Consider the following 21,170-nt stretch of genomic DNA (forward strand, 5'->3'; position numbering starts at 1 on the left):
CGCAAGGGTTGGCGTCAAAATCTCACTGTGATGTAAACCCCGCGCAGTAATGCGGCGCAACAGTAGACTGAAAATTGAGCAATTTCAGGTGTTGCGGGATGATCGGTAGCGCAGGGGCAGCGGCAACTGCTCTGGCCCTAAATCGGCGCGTAAATCTTTGAGTTTGATCCCTACGCCAAGCAGACGAATGGGCTCATTGCGCTTTTCCCAGCACTGTTGTAACAGCTGCTTGAATTCACTGATGCGGCCTGCCTTGCTGGCTCGCTCGTGGGTCGATTGGGTAAAGTCTGCGTACTTCACCTTCACGATCGCGCCGGCAATCTCATAGCGGTCGCCGAGTTTTTCAAGCCGCTCCTGCAGACGGCCGTACAAACCCACCAGCTCTTCCTGCCAGGCTTCCAGCTGAACCAGGTCTGAGCGGAATGTACACTCCACACTGACACTTTTTCGGGATCCATCACTGCTGACAGCCCTGTCATCGATACCGCGACACAGGTGGTACAGGCGATTACCGAATTTGCCGTATTTTTGCACCATCTCCACCAGGGTGAACCGCCGTAAATCACTGCAGGTGCGGATTCCCTCCCGTTGCATCTTTTCTGCGGTTACACGCCCGACACCGTGGATCTTGTGGATCGGAAGCCGCAAAACAAAGTCTTCTACCGCGTTGGGGTGTATCACCGTAAGTCCGTCCGGTTTCTGCCAGTCACTGGCGATTTTGGCGAGGAATTTGTTCGGCGCGACACCTGCAGAAATCGTAATCCCCAGGTCTTTGTGCACTCTTGCGCGAATTTCTCTGGCGATCAAAGTTGCACTGCCATTGCAGTGATTACTCTCTGAAACATCGAGGTATGCCTCATCCAGAGAGAGTGGTTCTATAAAGTCCGTATAAGATAGAAAGATCGCCCGAATCTGCGCGCTCACTTCCCGATATTTTTTCATGTTGCCCGGCACTACAATCAGATCAGGGCACAGCTTCTTGGCGTGTGCAGTCGGCATCGCCGAGCGTACGCCAAAACTGCGTGCCTCGTAGTTACAGGTGGAGATTACGCCCCTGCGATCACTGGCTCCGCCCACGGCAATGGGGCGCCCGCGTAAATTGGGGTCGTCCCGCATCTCTACCGAGGCGTAGAAGCAATCGCAGTCGCAGTGGATGATTTTGCGCATGCTGGGATTATATCCAGTATTCGGGCGCAGCCAACCAGATTCTGAGCCGGCCTGGCGAGAAGAGAGGTGGATATGAGCAATATGCCTTTGGTCAATAGCACGACCGGTATACCGAATGAAACGCAGGTGACAGCGGTGCTGGACGATGTGCGTACCCAATTGGGCTCTGTGCCCAACCTGTTCCGTGCCTACGCCAACAATCCGACCATCCTGGCACAGCTGTGGGAGCGCTATCAGCACGTCATGTTGACGGGCCACCTGTCTCCAAAGCTCAAGGAAGGGATTGCCCTGATGATCGCGTCGGACGAACATAGCGATTACGGCATTTCCCAGCACAGTGCCCTGTTGCAAAAACTGGGGGTTGCGCCCGACGAAGTGTTGCGCATCCGTACCGATCCGGACCATGCCCACTACGACCAGAAAGAACACGCGCTGCTGGAGGTGGCGCGCCACGGAAACAACAGCCCTCACGATCACGGTGATCGGGTACTCGAGGCTGCCCGGGAGGCGGGTGCCAGTGATGCAGAAATTCTGGAGGCGCTGGCGGTTGGTGGGTTAGCCGCGGAGCTAAGTCATGCGGCTGCGTTTTTAGACATTTCGCCAGATTGAGAGCGCGGGCTTTCTCTCCGACCGTGGCCAGTCAATAAAAAAGCCGTCTCGAAAGACGGCTTTTTGTTGCGATTTTAGCGGTGCTTAGCGCTCCAGGTACTGTAATTTCCCGGTCTTCCCATCCCACTCTTCCGCATCCGGCAGTGGATCTTTCTTCTCGGTGATGTTTGGCCAGACTTCCGACAGTTCCGCATTCAGCTCGATGTATTCCTGCTGATCGTCCGGCACTTCGTCTTCGGAGAAGATGGCATTGGCCGGGCACTCGGGCTCACACAGGGCGCAGTCAATACATTCGTCCGGGTGGATCACCAGGAAGTTGGGGCCTTCGTAGAAGCAGTCTACCGGGCAAACTTCCACACAGTCGGTGTATTTGCACTTGATGCAGTTTTCCCCAATTACGAATGTCATGCTTGTCCCTCGATAATGCTGATGCGTCGCCGCTGCCCGGTCGGCTCCGCGTGCCGGAACCGGACCTTATTCTTGAAAGCTGCGGATTTTAGCAATAACTGGCGCGAATTGTAGTGGCTTTTGAGTCGAATTGGTTGGGTGCTTATAACAGTTTGCGCAGGGCGTAGAGCTGTTCCAGGGCCTGGCGCGGGGTCAGGTCGTCCGGGTCCAGCCCTTCCAGGGCCTCTACTGCCGGGTGCGGGACGCTGCCAAACAGGTCTACCTGTGCCGGCGCGGCGGGCTTGGGCGGTGCTGCCGGGGCTGGAGTCGGGGCGGGCACCGGTTCCGGGGGCGGGTTCATTGCCTGCGGTTGCGGCGCACCCGGACCCGAGTCGCGGGTGGTGTGCCCCGCTTCCAGGGCGGCCAGCCGGGCCTTGGCTTCTTCCAGAACTTCCTGGGGAATCCCGGCGAGCTTGGCGACCTGCAGACCGTAACTCTTGGATGCCGGTCCTTCCTGGATGCGGTGCAGGAATACGATGGAGTCCCCGTGCTCGGTGGCATTCAGGTGGATGTTGGCCGCATCCGGGCATTGCTGGGGCAGTTCGGTCAGCTCGAAATAGTGGGTGGCAAACAGGGTAAAGGCGCGCACCTTGTCGGCGAGGAAGTGGGCGCAGGCCCAGGCCAGAGAGAGACCGTCGTAGGTGCTGGTGCCGCGGCCGATCTCGTCCATCAGAATCAGACTGTGTTCACTGGCGTTGCGCAGGATATTGGCGGTCTCGGTCATCTCCACCATAAAGGTGGAGCGACCACCGGCGAGATCGTCGGCGCTGCCGATGCGGGTAAAGATACGGTCCAGCAGGCCGATTCGGGCGCTGTCGGCGGGTACAAAGCTGCCGCAGTGGGCGAGCAGGGCGATCAGCGCGGTCTGCCGCATGTACGTCGATTTACCGCCCATGTTCGGGCCGGTAATCACCAGCATGCGGCGGCTCTCGTGCAGCTCGATATCGTTGGCCACAAACGGATCGTCCAGCACCTGTTCCACTACCGGGTGGCGGCCGCCTTCCACGTGAATGCCGAGGGCCTCACTCAGCTCTGGCTGGATCAGGCGTAACTGGTCGGCGCGCTCGGCCATATTGGCCAGTACGTCCAGTTGCGACACCGCCGCAGCGGCGGTCTGCAATTCCGCAAGGGATTCGTTCAGGGTAGTGAGTAGTTCTTCATACAGGAACTTCTCCCGGGCCAGGGCGCGGCTCTTGGCAGACAGCGCCTTGTCTTCAAACTCTTTCAGCTCCGGGGTGATGAAACGCTCGGCGTTTTTCAGGGTCTGGCGGCGGATATAGTCCGCCGGTGCCTTGTCGCTCTGGCCGCGGCTGATCTCGATAAAGTAGCCGTGCACCCGGTTGTAGCCCACCTTCAGGGTGGGGATGCCGGTGCGCTCTTTCTCGCGCACTTCCAGCTGTACCAAATAGTCGCCGGCGTTTTCGCTGATACCGCGCAGCTCGTCCAGCTCCTCGTCGAAGCCTTCGGCAATCACGCCGCCATCGCGCAGCACTACCGGTGGGTTTTCCACCACCGCGCGCTGTAACAGCTCGACGGTTTGTGGCCACTCACCTATCTCTGTGCTGAGCTGCGCGAGCAGTGGGGCATCGGTCTCGGACAATTGGCGTTGCAGTTCCGGGAACTGGGACAGGGACATGCCCAGGCGGGACAGGTCCCGCGGGCGCGCGGAGCGCAGGGCTAGGCGGCCAAGGATGCGCTCCATATCGCCGATGGGTTTCAGGGCTTCCCGCAATGGCTCAAAGCGGTAGTCCTCGATCAGCGCGGTGATTGCCTGCTGGCGCTGTTGCAGGGTATGTAGATTGCGCAGGGGATTGTTCAACCAGCGGCGCAGCAGCCGGCTGCCCATGGCGGTTTTACAGGCGTCGAAGACGGATAGCAGGGTGTTGTCGTCGCCGCCGTTGAGATTGGTATCGATTTCCAGGTTGCGACGGCTGGCGGGGTCCAGGGCCACAGTGTCTTCGCTGCGTTCGGTGCGCAGGGTGCGGATATGGGGCAGTTCGGTGCGCTGGGTATCGCGGGCGTACTGCAGCAGGCAACCGGCGGCACAGAGTGCCGCCTGCATATGGCTGCAGCCAAAGGCCTCCAGGTCCATGGTGCCGAACTGGCGATTGAGCAGGCGCAGGGCGCTTTCCAGATCGAACTCCCAGGGGGCGCGGCGACGCATGCCCGGGCGCCGCTCGATTTCTACCGGTAGGGTAAGGTCTTCGGAAACCAGCAGTTCAGTGGGGCTGTAGCGCTGCACCTGTTCGGCGAGGTCTTCCAGGGTTTCCACTTCCTGTACGGCGAAATGGCCGGTGCCCACATCCAGCAGTGCCAGGCCGAATTTCTCGCCGACGAGGACGGTGGCTGCCAGCAGATTGTCCCGGCGTTCGTTCAGCAGGGCCTCATCGGTCACCGTGCCCGGGGTGACGATACGCACCACCTTGCGCTCCACCGGCCCCTTGGAGGTGGCCGGGTCACCGATCTGTTCGGCGATGGCGACGGACACCCCGGCCTTGATCAGCCTCGCCAGATAGCCCTCCGCCGCGTGGTAGGGAATACCCGCCATGGGAATCGGCTGACCACCGGACTTGCCGCGGGCGGTCAGGGTCACATCCAGCAGCTCCGCCGCGCGTTTGGCATCGTCGTAAAACAGCTCGTAGAAATCGCCCATCCGGTAAAACACCAGCTCCTGGGGGTGCTCAGCCTTGATCTTCAGGTACTGGACCATCATCGGCGTGTGTTCGGGCTTGGCGGTTTTCGCGGCAGTTGCGGGCATTTGTGAAAAATTCTTGTTAAATCATTGGGTTATCTATGGGGGTAAGCGTGATTCACCCCGTTGCAGGGTGCCTCGAGCAAGCCGCTAAGGATACCAAAGCGCCACTGCTGAGACTATCGGGTTGGAGGCGGGGGGGGGGGAACTCAGGGGGCCCATGAGAAAAAGCCACCGATGGGTGTCGGTAGCTTTTCCCATAGGTTATCGCTATGTGCGATCAATTGACCGGTGTCAGGACAACCTTGTCACCATTCCATTGCCAGGCGCTGTTGCCAGTGCTCTGTACACGCAAGGTATGGGTGCCCGGGGGCAGGGCAATCGAGGAGGGAAGGGTGAAGTTCACGTAGCTTTCCCAGTCGCCGGTATTGCTGATGGCGATAGAGCCCACATTTTGGCCATCGATGGAAACCTGGGCGTTGATATCTCCAGACATCGGAGTTGCTGCCGCAAGGGTAAGCCCGTAATTACCGCTAGTGGCTACATCCAGCTGGTACTCCGCCCAATCACCGCTGGTGTTGTAATTGATGTTACTGCCATTGGGATTGAAGCCCACCACGGAATCGCCCGCTACCGCTGAACCGACTTTGCCGGTGGTGACGAAGTCTGACAACTCTAGTGTGATGGATTCGGCCGGCCGCTGGGAGGACAGCTTTACAAAGCGGATGGCATCGCCATTCCACTGCCAGGTACTGGTACCGATACTTTTCACCCGGAAGCCATAATCACCGGCAGCACTGACCGATACGGTCTGCGCAAACTGGAAGGTCTGGTACGACTCCCAGCCGCCGGTGTTGCCGATTGTGGTGACGAGTGTGCTGCCGTTAAACTGCAATTCGGCTCCCAGTTCCCCGGCTGAGGGCGAGGCGGTAATCAGCTCTACCCGGTAATCGCCAGCTTCCGGCAGGGTGACGGTGTAATCGCCCCAGTCGCCGCTGGTGTTGTAGTTGATATTACTGCCATTGCGGTTGAAGCCAGGCACCGTATCGCCGGACACGCTCGCCCCGTCTTTGCCTGTGCTGTAGAAGTCTCCCAGCTCGACGGTGGTCACGTCGCCTTCGGTGCTGCCACCGGAACTTCCACCTGAACTACCTCCGGAGCTGCTGCCACCGCTGCCGGAGCCGCCACCGGTTGCCACAGGCTTATAGAAACGCACCCAGTCCACGTTGTAGGTATTGCGATTCGGGTCCGCCAGCTCGGCATCCGTGGGGGTGATACCGTTGTCCGAGCGCCAGTTCTGATCTTCCATATTGATAATGGCATGCATCGGTTTGCTCAGACCGGTGCCACTGGTAAAGCCGTTGGGGTCGATAATGTCGGGCCCAGATGCGGTGCGTACCAGCTGCCCATCTACGTAGTATTCCAGATGCCAGGGATCACGCCAGTAAACCCCGACACGATGATAGCCATCTGCCCAACGGGTGCCGTTGCCATCGGCGTACCAGGTACCGGGATCGGTCGGCTGGTAATCCTGGAATGGCTCGCGGATAAACACGTGGTGCGAAAGGTGCAGGCGTTCGGCAAACCATTCCTGCCCCGGGCGGTCACTGCCGTAGGCCTCGATCACGTCGATTTCTTCGGTGGAATCCGCGCTCAACAGCCAGAAGTCGGAGGCCAGCACCATGTTGCTCAGTTTGGCTCGCGCTTCCATATACAGCGGATAGGTGAGGGTGGTTTTGGAAGTAATACTGCCGAGATATACCTGATTGGTACCCGGTTTGCGGCCGGATTTGATCTGCAGGCGGCCATTGCTGACCAGTGAGTACTCCGGGTGCCATTCGGTCAGGCCCGGCCCGGTCCAAGGGTTGATAAAGCCCTCTTTCCAACGTTCGTAAAACGCCGCGCTTTTGCCCGCTGCCGGGGCCTCGTAATTGAAGTCGTCGGAAAGGGGGTGCAGCTCCCAGACCTTGCCTGCGCCCGGGTCTGCCGGCACCGGGATGCCGTCCCAGTCCGCAGCGGTCGCTGTCCCGCCCAGCATGGATGCGAGCAGGGTGATAGTTAGACGGTTCATCACTTTATCTCCTTGGGGTTTTTTATCGTTATTCCAGCTCACCTTAACGCAACCACTCATCTTTGTTAACAATTAACTATTGACATTGTGTGAGGTGGCGCACAGGATGGCCATCGCAGTCTGCGATAGGCGGGGCTTTCATCTCCGCTCGCACACTGCACAGGAAAGTTCAACTCAATAACGAATAAGCGCTCGATACTCGGTCACCTGGCGGCAGGTGTGAGGTCTGAGCTTCGAGCCTCCAGATGGAGAGAGAGCATCCATGCCTATCTATAACAAGCGCTTCACCCTGAGCGCCTTGTCGGCTGCCGTGATTTCCGCCGCTTCTGCGGGTGCATACGCCCAGGAAGCCGGTACCAGTGCGCTGGAAGAAATTACCGTGACCGGCATTCGCCAGTCCCTTACCAATGCCATGGACATCAAGCGAGATTCCGCCGGCGTGGTAGACGCGATTTCAGCGGAAGACATCGGTAAATTCCCGGATACCAACCTCGCAGAATCCCTGCAGCGGATTACCGGCGTATCCATTGACCGCAGCAACAACGAAGGTAACAAGGTTACTGTGCGCGGCTTTGGTCCCAACTTTAACCTGGTAACCCTGAATGGGCGGCAGATGCCGAATTCATCGGCGCTGCAGTCTGAAGGTATTAACCGCAGTTTCAAATTCGCGGAAATTTCTGCGGAAAGTGTCAGTGGCGTAGAGGTATTTAAAACCGGTAAGGCGGAAATTTACTCCGGTGGTATCGGCTCCACCATCAATATCAAGACCGCCCGGCCATTCGATTACGACGGGTTTGTCGCCAGCGCCAGCGTGAAAGGTGTCATGGATACCAGTGTCGAAAAAGGTGATACCGTCACTCCGGAAATCGCCAGTATGGTGAGCAGCACCTTTTTCGAAGATAAACTTGGTGTGCTGGTAGCCGTTTCCCACGCGGTGCGCGATAGCCGCAGCGAATCGGTGAGCACTCAGGCCTGGGTTCCCAACTACGGTGCGGCCGACACTTCGGCCATTGATCGCAGTAAAAACCCGGAAGCCACTTACTGGGCCCCCTGGACCTTTGACGTAGACGTGGCTGACCACCAGCGCGAACGCCAAAATGCGCAGCTGGTTGTGCAGTTTGCGCCGGTAGACAACGTGACGGCGACCCTGGATTACACCGCATCCCGCTACGACGAAGATATTTCCATGAACCGGACCAGTGTCTGGTTTGACAGCTCCACCGGCGTAGCGGACAGCAACGGTACTGTAATCAACCCAAGTGTTCAGAACGACGAGCTCAATTTCTGGGCGTGGAATTATCAGTTTGTAACCGAAAACGACTCTGTCGGTCTGAATGTCGAATGGGACGCAACAGAATCCTTGAGCTTCGGCCTGGACGTGCACGATTCTACTTCCCACTCCCAGCCGGGTGGGATTCCCGCAGAGACCATCGCGAATACCAGAAACCCGGGTAAGTTGGTGGATATTACTGCGGACTTTTCCAGCGGTAGCGGTTTGCCAGGTATCAGCTTCGATGATTCTGCTCTCGCTGGTGGTGCATTCGCTCCAGAAAATATCGTATCCGACCTGTTTCAGGAGCGGGGGCTGGAAATCGAAAACCAGATTCAACAGTTCCAACTGGATGGTACTTGGGAGAACCTGGACGACGGGGCTCTCAAAGCCATCAAATTTGGTCTTGCCAGTACGGATTACAAGGTGGACTCCTACGATAGCCAGTCTTTCGCCTTTGTAGATCTGGGCGACTTGGCATCTCTCGGTATCGACTTCGAACAGCTGAGTGACTTTGGCGATCAAATTGGCAGCAATGCGGGCCTTTTTCCGCTACTGGCTGACTATGAGGCATCTGACTTTATCGAGGCAGTTAAAGCCAGCGGTCAGTACTTCGAGGCAACGCCAACCTTCAACAAGGTGGAGGAGGAAACCCTGGCGGCCTTTGTTACGGCTGATTTCGAAACTGAATTTAACGGGTACCCTGTTCGCCTGAGTACCGGGTTGCGATTTGAAGATACAGAAGTGGTCGGTACTTCAATCCAGAATGGTATTCTCGGTCTTAGCTACTGGCACGATGAAGAGCTGCGCGAGGTCAATGATGACACGCCAAGCGCTGATACTCTGGAAGGGAACTACACTCGCTTTCTCCCGAATCTGGATGCGAGTGTTGAGTTGAGTGAGGAGCTTGTCGCCCGCGCTTCTTACAGTCGCACCTTGAGCCGCGCGGACATCTCTGCGATGTTCCCGTCCACGTCCCTGAATGTCTCTCGCCCCGGCGGCCCATTTAACGCCTCTCAGGGCAATCCGGGTCTATTGCCCATTACCTCGGATAACTTTGATCTGTCGATAGAGTACTACTACGACGAGGGTAGCTATGCATCTTTGGGTTACTTCAAGAAATACGTTGAGAACTTTATCGGCGCAACGTTTGAAGACCGTGTGATCACCGACGTCAACGGTAATCCGATCACAGATCCAAGTGTCAACCCACGTCCGGGCTGCCCTGACGCCAGTGGTTCAAACCCGGCTTGTCTCGGCAATGCGAGTGATCCGGTGGTGACCTGGAATGTGGCCACCCCCGGGAACCTGGAGGATGCTGAGGTTTATGGCTGGGAGCTGGCCGTCCAGCATATGTTTGGTGAAACCGGATTTGGTGCAATCTTTAACGCAACCGTTGTCGATGGTGATGTCGAATATGACGTTTACGACAATGAAAATGTGTTTGCCCTGACCGGCATGAGCGACTCCGCCAACCTGATCGGCTTCTACGAGAAAGATGCATTCCAGGCGCGTTTGGCGTACAACTGGCGCGATGATTTCCTGCTGGCTACCCGTCAATCCGAGATTGGTGGGCAGCCTGTGTTCAATGAAGCCTACGGTCAGTGGGACCTGAACGCCAGTTACGATGTGACTGAGGATATCTCCGTGTTTGTGGAGGGACTGAACATTACTGAAGAAACCATCCGTCGTCACGGTCGGTTCGCCAATCAGCTGGTCAGCGCCCAACAGTATGGAGCTCGCTACAACATCGGCGTACGCGCCAAGTTTTAAGAGAGCGCTGGATTGTTCATGTAGTACCAGGGAGGGCTGCCACATTCGTGGCGGCCCTCTTTGTTTTCACCGTATAAAAACCAGAGGTCAGAAATGACTGATCCAATAAAATCCGTCGTTATTCTCGGTGGTGGCACCGCAGGCTGGATTACTGCGGGCACTCTCGCTGCACGCTTTAACAGAGACCATGCCAATCCGGTTCGCGTCACCCTTGTGGAATCGCCAAATGTACCAACCATCGGTGTCGGCGAAGGCACCTGGCCCACCATGCGTACAACCCTTAGGAAAATGGGTATCCGCGAAACCGACTTTATCCGCGAGTGCAATGTGGGCTTCAAACAGGGTGCCAAATTTGCACGCTGGACCACGGGTACCGAGGACGATTTTTACTACCACCCGCTGGTACTGCCGGAGAACTTCAATCAGTTCAATCTCGCTCCCCAGTGGTTGAGTGGCGACCGGAACCAATCTTTCTCCGACATGGTGTGCCCCCAGGAGGCCCTCTGTCAGCACAACCGGGCGCCCAAACACATCGGCACCCCGGAATACGCCGCCGTTGCCAACTACGCCTACCACCTGGATGCGGGCAAGTTTTCCGGTTTCCTGCAAAAACACTGCACGGAACATCTGCATGTGCGCCATATCCTGGCGGATGTTACCGGCGTTACCGAGTTGGAGAGCGGCGATCTTGAGTCCCTGCAGACAGAGACTGCGGGCGATATTGAAGGTGACCTGTTTATCGACTGCAGCGGCTTCCGCTCGCGCTTACTGGGTGATCATTACGGTGTGCCGTTCCGCTCCTGCAAAGACGTGCTGTTTATCGACAACGCTCTGGCCGTTCAGATCCCGTACGAGAACGAAGACAGTCCCATTGCCACCCACACCATCTCCACTGCCCAGAGCGCCGGTTGGCTGTGGGATATCGGCCTGCAGAATCGCCGCGGAGTAGGGCATGTATTTTCCAGTGCGCATACCGACGAAACCGGAGCCTACCGCGAGCTCGCCGCCTACCTGAACCTGAGTGAGGTGGAGTTGGATCGCTTGGGGGTACGCAAAATCCCCATCGTGCCCGGCCACCGGGAAAAGTTCTGGCACCGCAACTGTGTCGCAATCGGTCTCTCTGCTGGCTTCCTGGAGCCGCTGGAAGCTTCGGCACTGGTGCTTATGGAAATCTCGGCAAATATGATTGCCGAACAATTCCCGGCGAGTCGCGCAGCAATGGATATCGTGGCACGGCGTTTTAACGATACCTTCCTGTACCGCTGGGACCGCATTATCGACTTCCTCAAGTTGCACTATGTACTTACCAAGCGCACGGATAGCCATTTCTGGCTCGACAATTGCGACCCCGAGACTATCCCAGACAGTTTGAAAGAGCTACTTACCTTGTGGCGGTACCAGCCCCCGTGGCACGATGACTTCGACCGCGCGGTGGAAGTCTTCCCCGCAGCCAGCTACCAGTATGTGCTTTACGGCATGGGATTCGAGACAGAACCCAATGCCTTCGGCCTGTCGGAACAGTATCGGGAGCAAGCACAGCAGTTGCTACAGCAAAAACAGAATGCCACACAGCAGATGCTCGCCGGCCTGGATAATCACCGGGATCTGATCAACAAAATCTGCCAGCACGGCCTGCAAAGAATCTGAAGGAGAGAAAACCCATGAGCGCCCAAGCAAACCCACAAAATAGCGACGTGGTTGCCCTCAACAACGAAAGCCACCGCAACCTCACCGTCGTTACCAAGCGCGGCGCCGAATACGGCGAAGCCACCCACCTGGTGCCAGTAGTGGCCAACGAACTGCGCAACCTAGTGCTCGAATACCCGGTCTGCATCACCAAAGACCCCAGCAACGGCCAGTTCTCCCTGTGCGCATTGCTGGGTTTCGAACCGGGAGAAAACCTCTACCTGAATGGTGAAAACTGGGACGCCCAATACATCCCCATGCACATTCGCCGCCAGCCCTTTATGGTCGGCTACAAAAATCCACAGGCCGGCGCCGGCGAGGATAAAGGCGCGGTCATTACCGTGGACCTGAGCAGTAAACGGATTCACGAAAACGGAGCAGAGGGCGAGCGCCTGTTTGACGACGAAGGCAACAACACCCCATTTATGCAGCAGGTCAGCGACCTGATGGGGCAATTGATGGCGGGTATGGAATCCACCACCGCATTTCTCAAAATCCTGGCCGACAACGACCTGATCGAACCCGCCCACATTAACGCACAGTTCGCCAGTGGCGAACAGAAACGCTACGAAGGCCTCTATACGGTCAATGAAGAAAAACTGCAGAAGCTAGAAGCGGATAAGCTTGTGTATTTTCATCAACACGGATATTTACAGGCGGCGTACTGGTTGGGGGCTTCTATGGGGCAGGTGCGGAAGCTGATTGTTCTAAAAAATAAATTGGGATAGTTTCGAAAGCTTAATGCGAAGGCGGCGATACCGGGTACAGCCTCGCAAGACCTTCTAAAACAGGGACGTTTTAGAAGAGCCCCCATGGGCCGGAGGCGCCGCGTTGAAGCGGCTGGGCTGGGTTAAGGGGGGGCGCCTAGCTCGTGTCTTGCGAGGCTGTACCCGGTAGCGGCGCCGCCACCGGGATAAGAAAGAACGAATTATCCGGTGGAATCGGGACTGGCCGAGGACTCAATCGGATGCACCTGCGGCCATCCGGCGAACTGTCGGTCCCGCGCTGGATCTGCATCCCACGGCCAACACTCCAGCCGGTATCGCCCCTCCGCGTGATCCACCACCACAATCCCGTATCCCTCACTTTTCAGATTGCGATCAGACACAAACTTACCCCAGGTCGTATTGTCATCGCTGAACTCCGCGTGGGTAATCTTCGGATTCGCCGCCGCCAGGACGCGCATATTATTGCCAAACGGATCGGTAAAATTCCCAGTATTGGGATCATCACCGTAGCGGCCTTCCAGCTGTCCAAAACCCTCAAACCAGCGCTGCCAGAACGCCGCCGAAGCAGGCCCGGAGAAAAACAGTGCCCCCGCGTTCTCATCACCCACAGGGAAGGCACCACTGTACTGCCGCGCCACCAATCCGAGGTGCTGGTCCCCCGCAAGCACCAGCGCCTTCGCATCCTCCACCAGCTTCACCGCACGGGTACGCCCATCGGGGGGATAGCAGTTCGCGTCGTAGTCAATCAACCCCTTGCCTTCCTCATCCGTTTGCGGTGAACCCCAGATAGAGGCCGTCAGACAGATTTTCGGCAGGCCCGGATCCATCTTCGCCCAGTCCCGCAGGAACTGCTCTTGCCGCTGCCCAAGCAACTCGCCGGTAACCGTCAATCGGTCTGCCTCATAGTCTGGAGCGGATTTGAACTTGCGGTCCTCCACCATCGCAAAACTGGTGCCGCCGTAAACAAAGTGTGCGTAAGTAACCGGGATGCCGTGGCGGATTGGGGTGGGGTCGTAGGCATCCGGCGTGTGGCTGCTTTGAATGCGGTACACCATTTTCACCAGCTCGATATCGTGTTTGAAGCCACCGTCTTCTTCCCGCGGGCCACCGGTTGCATCGCCCTTGTTGCCCCACAGGTTGCCCTGCAGAACGTCGTGGTCATCCACCAGCACAATGGAAGGGCGGTTGCGCACGGATTCGCGGAAGGTCCAGTACCACAGGTACCAGCGGTATAGGGTGTCCAGTTTCGCCTGGGGGGTATCACGGCCGTAACGGGTGGGGAACGTCTCGTAGTACTGGTCCCCGGCAAACACGTACAGGTCCGGTTGATGACTGTCGCAGTTGGAAACCAGGGTGTTGTGAGGGAAGAAAATACTGTCCTCGGTGTAGCGCCCGAGAAGTCGTTCTTCCGGGATATGCCTTTTGTACACCGTTTCATCCAGGCTTTTAGCCGTGGGAATAATGCAGGAATAGAGCGCGATTTTAAGCGGGCGGGACTGGCCTGGATCGCGGGCGATGGTGCCGGAGTAGAGCGCCGCTTCGTCATTGGCAAATCGCACGCGATATTCGTGGTCTTTGCTCGCATCCCACCCGGCGATACGGAAGGCCGCAACATAGCCGTCCTCGATGGGGCGCTCGGCGCCCAATTGCCACTGTTTAGTGCCAACCGCTCGATACTCCAGGATTGCCCTCGAATTCCCTGCGAGATCAATCGGCATAAACTGGGTGGAAAGCTTCATCACCGGCTGGTCACCGTTGCAATTTAGGCTGTGCATACAGCCCATGACCGGGCCTAATATGCGCTCGGAGTATGCTGCAATCTTTTCGCCCCCGGTCTCAATATCCGCAAACCACCAGCGTGCACCGGCGGCATTCGCGGGCGGTGAGGAAACCAGCATAATGCCGCCGGTCAGTTGCGCTGCCGGAACCTCGGTGCGCACCGCAAAGCCGAACTCCTCGCCACTCTTTGCGTCGCTCGCTACCAGTCGCACATCAAACCGGCCATCGGTCACCGGGTCGATATGGCAGTCCAGAAGAATCTCCCGCTGGCCGACTTCCGCGATGCTCACGCTGCCTTCCCGCTCCAGCCGGGTAAAGCCCATGCTGTTGTCTTGGTCGGAAAAATCCCGAAAGCCGAGATTGCCGCTTTCATCCAGCACCGCCATAAAACCGCCGTTGGTACCGCCGGCACGTTGTGCCAGTGCCGCCCCCCGGTATTCCAGCTTGCCGGCGCCGACGCCCAGCAGAAATCCGCAAAACCCATTGGCATCCGGCGTAAGCAGACCCACGCGGGCGCGGATACGGCCGGGTTTGTGGGTGTTATTCAATTCCCGTGTCAGCAGGGCAGCGGTGCGTACCTCAAAGGTTTTGTCCCCTTGTAGGCATTCCAGGCGCCCGTCACTGCACTGCCAGTCTTGCAGGCGATTGCCCCAGAAGTGGCCGCCGAGCCAGTGTTGAGTACCGCCCGGCAAGGCCCCAAGCGGTGCGGTTTCCACCAGTTTCGGACGCGCTGCCGCCATGGCAACGGAGAGGGAAGGGGAAATGGCTGGTGCCAGCGCGGCACCGGAGCCGAGCTTGAGAAAGCTTCTTCTTTTCATGGTCGGATTTCCGTTTTTTCGATCGGATTTATTGTTCGCTGAGTACAGGTGTTGTTATTGAACGGCGGAATACTTCGTCATTCAGCAGCGCTCCTTTGTGTTGAATCACCAGCGCAGACACTTTGGCCGCAAGTGCAATGGCGTCGCGCGGGCTCAAGCCCTGGCTGCGGTAGGCGAGATAGGAGCCATTAAATGAATCCCCGGCAGCGGTGGTGTCCACTACCTGAGCAACCGGCGTAATCGGCTCCACAAAACGTTCTGTTGGCCCGCGGTAGCAGACCCCATTCGGGCCGTCCTTGATCACCAGTTCTTCGATGTCAAAGCCATCCAGGAAATCGCAGGCACCGTCAAAGCTCTTCACTCCGTACAGAGCCGACAGATCCTCGATGCCGGGCAATGCCAGGTGCGCGTACTCAAAGGCGCGCGCGTACTCCGCTCTGGTCTCTTTGACCGAGCTCCACAGCTTGGGGCGGTAGTTCGGGTCAAACACAATGCGGGTGCCGGCGCCGTGCAGTTGCTCGATAAGTTCCCAGAACGCGGGGCGGGTATTGGGGGTTAGCACGGCCAGAGAGATACCGCTGAAGAAAAACAGGTCCGGGCGCGGGGCGATGCCGCAGGGCAGGTAACCGCCATCCCCAGCCACCTGGGTGGCCTCGCGGAATAGTGGCATCACCTCCCGGGCCGCAGAGTCCGATCGCCAGTAGCTGAAGCTGCGCTCACCCCGGTTATCGGTATTGACCATATACAGCCCCAACTGGCGGGTGGGGTGGCGAAACACCAGTGAGGTATCGATGGATTCCTGCTCCAGAGCCGCCAGCAATCCGTGGCTGGCAGTATCGTGCCCCACCGCAGTCATCAGGCGCACCCGGTCGCCGGGACTGGCCAGTCTCTTGAAGTACACCGCCACGCTGTGCACGTCCCCAGCGTAGGATTGCTGGAAGATTCCGGGCACTTGCTGACTGAACTCCACCATGCTCTCCCCCAGAATTACCAGATCTGTCATAGCAGTCACCTTTATACGTTGCCTTATACGCGCCATCTGGGACAATTCGTGCCACTAAATGAAGTAATGGCAATTAAGTCACGCCGCTTGCGTGGTCAGGGCCTGGGGCGAGAGGATTGCACCTTTACTCCCCTAAGGCGACCTTGTAAATTGTCAACAACGGGCTGCGAACAAATGCGTAGCTTATTAAAAAATGCTTATAAAACAATAACTTAAAATATTGAGGCTCGGATCGCCTCAAGCTAGTGGCTGACGCCCCCTTCACCAAACATTAAACAACGGATTTAGATTGTTAACAATCAACAGTTGACATGGTTTCCGGGGTTGGTGGATGATTGAGCCATCGATGGAAGAAACCCACTAGATAACAAAACCGGGTCTTCTTTCGAAAACTAGGGGCGGCGCCACTAGCGGTATCAGTGAATGCCGAATTGATAATAAAAATGCGATCCGATGGAGAGAGTAAGCCATGTCTACGTCCACTGTACGTAATCGCTTCCGTATGTCTGCACTGTCAGTTGCCGTACTGTCCGTTTGTAGCGGCCAGGCATTTGCACAGGAAGACCAAAAAGAAGATGAAAGCCAATATCAGGCACTTGAAGAAATTCAGGTGACCGGTATTCGTGCGAGTATTGAAAAGTCCATTGATGACAAACGCTACGGCGGCAACATCAAAGACACCATCAACGCCGAAGACATCGGCAAAACCACCGACCAGAACATTGCAGAAGCCCTGTCCCGCGTGACCGGTGTTTCCATGCAGACCGCCGACGGTGAAGGCACCACCATCACCGTGCGCGGCGCGAATGCGCAGCAGAACAATATCAGCCTAAACGGTGTGCAGCTGGGTTCTACGGGCTTCAGCCAGGCGGTGGACCTGTCGGCTTATTCCGCAGATATTCTCTCCAAAATCGAAGTTGTGAAAACCCCCAGTGCAGACCACGACGAAGGTTCGCTGGGCGCGAATATCAATCTGGTTTCTGCCAAACCGCTGGAAGTAACCGAAGGGCTGAATATTACCGGTCAGGGCCGCTATAACGACTTGGCGGAAGGTGAAGATCATAAGGCGTCTGTTACGTATACCGGTAAATTCTTGAATGACACTGTGGGTGTCATTGTTACCGCTTTTGACGAGACGAACTCGGTCCGTAAGGATCAGTATGAGGCTGAAGATTTTGTAGCAAAGACCTCCCGGATTGCTCGTGATCAGAATGGCAATATCATCGAAGATGTCACAGGTATCGCCGTTCCGTTTTCACATATGCAGCTGTTTCAGAACGAACGGGATCGCCAGGGCGTAAATCTCGGTTTGCAGTGGTATGCAACGGAAACCACTGAAGTTAATGCAAATGTTAGCTGGAACAAGCAGGATATCGTGTCTTCAATGCACGACCTGAGAACGCGTATCGGTGATTACGAAAATATGATCGAAGGGGAAACTGTCCCCGGTATCAATATGGACCCCGCCGAATGGACTGATCCTCAGCAAAATTGGCATGTCTACGACACCGAAACCCAGACGTTTACAAAAATGGTAAACCGTACGGCGTTGGGTGATATTTCTCAGGGTACCAATAACTTTTCAAATGAGAACACCATTGTCTCGCTGGATTTGACTCAGCAGATTGGTGACTCGATTGTTTTATCTGGTGGTCTTAACTATTCCAAAGCAGAGCAACTACCCGGGCAGTCTTTGTATGTAAATATGCAGAACTTTGATCGGATCAATGCGACGCAAATGATGAATACCCACCCGGATGATTTAGAGCCGGTGGGCTACGATTGTACCTCTGGCCGTTGCGTTTTGGTTGGTGGTACCGGGATAGTTGATCATGGCGATGTATTGCCGCCGGATACAGAACACACGAGAGATAACTATTCGACCACAGGATTTAACCCGGATGATTTGGCTGCGCAACATTTAAGCTATCTCACCAAAACAGACCGATCTGTTGAAGACACCCAAAGAGCTGCATATTTTGATGTGGATTGGGACGTAGATTTTGCCGGCGTTAACAAACTAGAGTTCGGTGCAAAATTCTCCGATCGAGAGAAATTCGTCGACAACCAAATGGTTGTGTTTAATAACCCGGATTCATATACTAACCGCGACAAATTACCTAAAACTGGAGGTGATCTGCGATACTAGGGGCATTTTACTCCCGCCAAGAAGTGAATTGCACCAATGAAGTATCAACAGATCACCAGAGAAGAAAGATACACGATTGCGGCCTACCGTGCACAAGGTCTTTCCGTCACCGATATCGCCGAGTTGACTGGGCGCCACAGGAGTACCCTCTATAGGGAGTTCCAACGTAACAGCTGCCACCGAACCGATGGCGGTTATAGACCGAGTGAGGCCGACAGTCGTACTCGAGGGCGACGCAGACGATCACGTCGTAATAGGCACTATTCTGAACGCCACTTTAAGCTTGTGCGAGCGTTACTTCGGAAGAAGTACAGCCCAGAGCAAATAGTCGGTTACATACGCAGACATAAATTGATGAAACGCCGGTTAAGCCACGAAACTATCTACCAGTATATCTGGAGAAATAAGAAGAATGGCGGCAACTTATGGACGCATTTACGCCAAGCCTCAAAACAGCGTCGAAAGCGCTACAAAGCCTATGACAGCAGGGGGAGACTTGCGGATAAGCGGCACATCACAGACCGACCTAAAAGTGTAGAGACCAGGCGTTACAAGGGCCATTGGGAAATTGACACTGTTCACGGCCGGGGCAGCAACCACTGCATTGTTACATTGCTGGAGCGTAAAACGGGGTTTGTGATGATTGGGAAGCTCAAAAATAAATCAACCTATGAGCTGAACAAGAAAACAGTACGGTTAATTAATCGTGATCCGAGAAATATTAAAACTATAACCGCTGACAATGGTACTGAATTCCACCAATATAAGAAGATTGAGGACTGCTGTGCAGTAAAATTCTATTTTGCCACCCCGTACCACTCCTGGGAGCGAGGAAGCAATGAGCATGTCAACGGGTTAATCAGGCAATACCTTCCGAAGGATCACAGCATGGAAGACATTACACAGCAGCAATGTGACGCTATTGCAATGAAATTAAATAGCCGCCCCAGAAAGCGGTTCGGCTACAAAACCCCAGAAGAGGTGTACTATGGAAGATAACAGTTATTGTCGCGGTTCAAACTTGATACTAGGTAACGTAACAGAGGGAACCGTAACTCGCGATCCCGTTACTGGCGAGGTGTTCACGACTGTTCGCGGAATGACGGATATCAGCGGTACCAATATTGCCTGTGGAGAGTTCCCGGTTGACAACTTCATGGAGTCGCTGGGGTACGGCCGCGATAATATCACCGATGGCTGGGCGGTTGTCTCCGCTGAAAAAGCGTTTATGGCCGCCCTGGGTAATACAGACGTAGATTACCTCCCGGACAATACCGAAACACGCCTGACCGAGCTGGATAATCAAGCTGTTTACTTGAAAGGGAATTTTGCGTTCCTGGATGATCGCTTGACTGGTGACATTGGGGTTCGCTACGTAAAGACTACAGTGGAAGCTGAAGGCTATTCCGGTGTGAACTTCCATTCTGATCCAAATAATAATGGCTTAGTATTTGACCCGTTCGCCCTTGAAGCCTTGCGTGATTCAACCAATCCTCTTTGCCCCGATATCCTGTTTTACGGTGGAACTAACTGGAATGATGAAACTCGTTGGTCTCGGGTAGATGGTCAGGGCTATGACACCATGGGAACTGAAACTCGCGAAGATGATGTTCCTCTTCCTGACGCAGGTGCCTGTTTTGAACCGCTCGCGGTTAAAAATAATTGGGCGGGCGAAGAAATTGCAGAATGGTGGCTGTGGCGCCATTCCGATACGTCCACCGAGTCTTTTAATATCTATGGTGAGCGCCAGTTCGATGAAGATGGCAATATCATTCCTGGCCCGGATTTGAGTCAGCGTTCTTTCGCGGTTGAGGATGAGCATGAATATAGTGCGGTCTTGCCAAGCTTGAACCTTAACTACGTTATTAACGATGAAATGGTTGGGCGTTTCGCCGTGTCCAAAACCATGGCTCGTCCGCAGATTGACTCGCTTCGCCCCGGGTTCAAGGTGGTAGAGAGTATTTGGGGAGATCGTACAGGTAGCGTGATTACGTTGTATAACACCAAGTTGGATCCGCTGGAGTCAAATAACCTCGATCTTTCCTTCGAATGGTATTTCTCGGAAAACGCCTTGTTCGCCGCTGGTTTGTTCTACAAGGACATGACCAATTTCGAAGAGTCACAAACTATCGTCACCTATATGGACGATCTGCGGGACCTCGGGCTTAATGAAGGCGATGAGCCCTATGAAGCTGCGGACCTGATCAAGCAAGCCGATGATCTTGAGAACTGCATGCCTAAGCGTATGCAGGGCAATGTGATGTTGAACGAAGACTGGGCCTTCTCTGGTGATCCCGAGCAAATGTGTGCCCAGTTCCGCACCACGCAAATCAAGAATGGTAAAGGTGCGGAAATCAAGGGTCTCGAGCTTCAGTACACTCAGACCTACGATATGCTCCCGGGTGTATTTTCTGGCCTTGGTACCATGTTCAACTATACGTTCCAGGATAGCGCTTATGAACAGGAAGTGTCCTCACTGGATCCGAACATCGTTCTCCCGGAGCTACCCGTAGCGTACACACCGGAGCACAGCTACAACGCGACCGTATTCTGGGAGCAGAATGGTCACCAGTTACGTCTTGCCTACCAAGGTACCTCTGATCAATTGGCGCAGCGCAGTTGGAACAACGGTGCGCTCTGGCAGGAAGGTCGTCAAACTCTTGACCTATCTGCGAGCTATGCGCTCAACGACAATGTGACGCTATCCTTCCAGGCTACTAACCTGACTGATGAAGGTGTTCGAACCTACTACACCAGTCGTTTTATGGACCTGGGTGAGGTAGATGCGGATGGAAACACCGTGCTGTTTGACGAAGGAAATCCATTGGATGGAGATGCGACCAAGTCACGTACTGTAGTGGACTATCGCACCGGTCGTACCTTCCGCGTCGGTGTCCAGGCGCGCTTCTAAGCCCTCTCTTCAATAGTTTGTCATTGCTTGCCGCGTCTGGAAACAGGTGCGGCTTTTTTTCACCCAT

At 55.7% G+C, this 21,170-nt stretch carries 13 protein-coding genes; 7 read left to right on the forward strand and 6 right to left on the reverse strand.

Annotated elements, in window-relative coordinates:
• Window positions 1-84: 84 nt before the first annotated feature.
• The gene (gene dinB, locus LRR79_RS09000) at window positions 85-1,167 is read right to left on the reverse strand and encodes a DNA polymerase IV (RefSeq protein WP_231756890.1); all 1,083 of its coding nucleotides are present in this window, start codon (window positions 1,165-1,167) and stop codon (window positions 85-87) included.
• A gap of 72 nt (window positions 1,168-1,239) precedes the next feature.
• Here dinB and LRR79_RS09005 point away from each other — a divergent pair, with 72 nt between their 5' ends.
• Window positions 1,240-1,776, forward strand: a complete 537-nt coding sequence (locus LRR79_RS09005; RefSeq protein ID WP_231756891.1) for a carboxymuconolactone decarboxylase family protein — start codon at window positions 1,240-1,242, stop codon at window positions 1,774-1,776.
• An 84-nt stretch (window positions 1,777-1,860) separates the two neighbouring features.
• Here the strand turns inward: LRR79_RS09005 and fdxA are convergent, their stop codons facing one another.
• The 3 genes from fdxA to LRR79_RS09020 all read right to left on the reverse strand — a co-directional run bounded on the left by fdxA (window position 1,861) and on the right by LRR79_RS09020 (window position 6,986).
• Window positions 1,861-2,184 (reverse strand): ferredoxin FdxA, encoded by a 324-nt coding sequence (gene fdxA / locus LRR79_RS09010; protein ID WP_043317038.1) that lies wholly within the window; start codon window positions 2,182-2,184, stop codon window positions 1,861-1,863.
• A gap of 142 nt (window positions 2,185-2,326) precedes the next feature.
• Complete coding sequence (gene mutS, locus LRR79_RS09015) at window positions 2,327-4,981, reverse strand: DNA mismatch repair protein MutS (protein ID WP_231756892.1); 2,655 nt, start codon at window positions 4,979-4,981, stop codon at window positions 2,327-2,329.
• A 214-nt stretch (window positions 4,982-5,195) separates the two neighbouring features.
• A complete protein-coding gene (locus LRR79_RS09020; protein WP_231756893.1) occupies window positions 5,196-6,986 on the reverse strand; it encodes a carbohydrate-binding protein in 1,791 nt (596 codons plus the stop codon).
• Between the two features lie 262 nt (window positions 6,987-7,248).
• Here LRR79_RS09020 and LRR79_RS09025 point away from each other — a divergent pair, with 262 nt between their 5' ends.
• The 3 genes from LRR79_RS09025 (at window position 7,249) to LRR79_RS09035 (ending at window position 12,443) form a co-directional block, all read left to right on the forward strand.
• Window positions 7,249-10,029 carry a TonB-dependent receptor gene (locus LRR79_RS09025; RefSeq protein WP_231756894.1) on the forward strand — a complete coding sequence of 927 codons (2,781 nt, stop codon included), beginning with the start codon at window positions 7,249-7,251 and terminating at the stop codon, window positions 10,027-10,029.
• 93 nt (window positions 10,030-10,122) lie between these two features.
• Window positions 10,123-11,676, forward strand: a complete 1,554-nt coding sequence (locus tag LRR79_RS09030; protein WP_231756895.1) for a tryptophan halogenase family protein — start codon at window positions 10,123-10,125, stop codon at window positions 11,674-11,676.
• Window positions 11,677-11,690: 14 nt separating this feature from the next.
• On the forward strand, window positions 11,691-12,443 hold the full coding sequence (locus tag LRR79_RS09035; protein ID WP_231756896.1) for a SapC family protein: 753 nt from the start codon (window positions 11,691-11,693) through the stop codon (window positions 12,441-12,443).
• A 200-nt stretch (window positions 12,444-12,643) separates the two neighbouring features.
• Here LRR79_RS09035 and LRR79_RS09040 read toward each other — a convergent pair whose 3' ends face one another.
• Both LRR79_RS09040 and LRR79_RS09045 read right to left on the reverse strand, forming a co-directional pair.
• Window positions 12,644-15,040, reverse strand: coding sequence for an alkaline phosphatase D family protein (locus LRR79_RS09040; protein WP_231756897.1), 2,397 nt, complete (start codon window positions 15,038-15,040; stop codon window positions 12,644-12,646).
• Window positions 15,041-15,068: 28 nt separating this feature from the next.
• On the reverse strand, window positions 15,069-16,043 hold the full coding sequence (locus LRR79_RS09045; RefSeq protein WP_231756898.1) for a sugar kinase: 975 nt from the start codon (window positions 16,041-16,043) through the stop codon (window positions 15,069-15,071).
• A gap of 469 nt (window positions 16,044-16,512) precedes the next feature.
• Here LRR79_RS09045 and LRR79_RS09050 point away from each other — a divergent pair, with 469 nt between their 5' ends.
• Genes LRR79_RS09050 through LRR79_RS09060 form a run of 3 tightly spaced genes read left to right on the forward strand, consistent with a single transcriptional unit; the run spans window position 16,513 to window position 21,103 of the window.
• Window positions 16,513-18,192, forward strand: coding sequence for a TonB-dependent receptor plug domain-containing protein (locus LRR79_RS09050; protein ID WP_231756899.1), 1,680 nt, complete (start codon window positions 16,513-16,515; stop codon window positions 18,190-18,192).
• Between the two features lie 36 nt (window positions 18,193-18,228).
• Window positions 18,229-19,191 carry an IS30 family transposase gene (locus tag LRR79_RS09055; protein WP_231756900.1) on the forward strand — a complete coding sequence of 321 codons (963 nt, stop codon included), beginning with the start codon at window positions 18,229-18,231 and terminating at the stop codon, window positions 19,189-19,191.
• On the forward strand, window positions 19,181-21,103 hold the full coding sequence (locus tag LRR79_RS09060) for a TonB-dependent receptor domain-containing protein (protein ID WP_231756901.1): 1,923 nt from the start codon (window positions 19,181-19,183) through the stop codon (window positions 21,101-21,103). Before LRR79_RS09055 ends, LRR79_RS09060 begins: the two co-directional genes overlap by 11 nt.
• Window positions 21,104-21,170: the final 67 nt, after the last annotated feature.

Origin of the sequence: Microbulbifer elongatus, assembly GCF_021165935.1 — a bacterium.
GTDB classification, from domain to species: Bacteria; Pseudomonadota; Gammaproteobacteria; order Pseudomonadales; family Cellvibrionaceae; genus Microbulbifer; species Microbulbifer elongatus.